The organism is Corallococcus praedator (assembly GCF_003612125.1).
Lineage (GTDB): Bacteria > Myxococcota > Myxococcia > Myxococcales > Myxococcaceae > Corallococcus > Corallococcus praedator.
In genome coordinates this window covers 1-1066 of the sequence record NZ_RAWI01000778.1, presented here as the reverse complement: position 1 = coordinate 1066, position 1066 = coordinate 1, and the positions used below count along the sequence as shown (strand labels likewise).

General features: G+C 69.3%; 1 protein-coding gene and 1 pseudogene. Both read right to left on the bottom strand.

The features are described from left to right. On the bottom strand, positions 1 to 369 hold a 369-nt coding region (locus D7Y13_RS41690), incomplete at its 3' end, for a tetratricopeptide repeat protein (protein ID WP_120631069.1). A gap of 8 nt (positions 370 to 377) precedes the next feature. Beyond that, a pseudogene (locus D7Y13_RS48515) lies at positions 378 to 1066 on the bottom strand (hypothetical protein); the annotation flags it as partial.

Sequence of the window (1066 nt, the reverse complement as noted above, 5' to 3'; positions counted from 1 at the left end):
CAGGTGCAGCTCCCCCCGGCCCGTCAGCGCCACGGGGTTGCGCGGATCACCGACCAGCGCGTGCGTGTACTCGGTGAGCGCGTCCTCCACCCGTCCGAGCTTCTGGTACACCGTGCCCAGCGCCGCGTGCGCCGCCGAGTCCTTCGGGTTCCCCTCCACGAGCCCCTCGAACAGGATGCGCGCCTCCTCCAGCCTACCCGCCGCCGCCAGGTCGCAGCCCACCTGCGCGATGGCCTTCGCCTCCTCGAAGGTCATCCCCTCCACCTCCGCCCAGGTCGTCTCTCCGCGCGCGAACGCCTTCAGCCTGCGCGCCGTTCCGGTCTCCATCTTCAGCCCCTCGCCGCCTTCGTGTTTGATGACGCGTCCCATGGCGGCTCTCACGCGCTGCGCAGGTTGGAGATGGCCGTCTTCGCCATCTCGTTGAACTTCGACGACATGTTGCTCATCAGGTCGAACATGGCCTTGCGCTTCTCCATCAGCGTCTGAAGGCGCAGCTCCAGCTCCTGCATGCTGGTGTCCAGCTTCGCGCCGCGCGCCTTGTCCGAATCGCTGGTGCCCAGCGTCGCGCGCTCCTCACGCGCGCTGGCCATCTCGTTCATCACGTCCAGCAGCTCCGCGTCGGTGTCCTCCGTGATGCCCATGAGCAGCGCCTGCACCTTCTGCTCGATGCTCATGTTCGGGTTGTCCACGATGTCCCGCGCCCGCGAGCCCCCCGTATTCGGACGGGTCGGCGACGTCCCCGGCACCTCTGGCAGCTTCGCCACCGCGGCCAGCTCCGCGCTCAGGTCCTGCCGGCTGGCGACGCCGTCCCGGCTCCCGCTCCCCGCCGCCATCTCCAGCCGGCTGAAGTACTCCGGGTTGTCCTTGAAGAACTGCGCGGCGCGCTTGAGCGTGGGGGACGCCGCCGGGCTGCCGAGCAACGCCTCCAGGTTCGCCATCGACAGCTTGCCGTCCTTCGCCCCCACCGCCGTGTCGAAGGTGTCCCAGTTCTGGTCCAGCACCCGGAGCGCGTCGCGATAGCCGGCGAGGTTCGGATCCAACGACCCCGTGCCGCTTCCACTCCCCG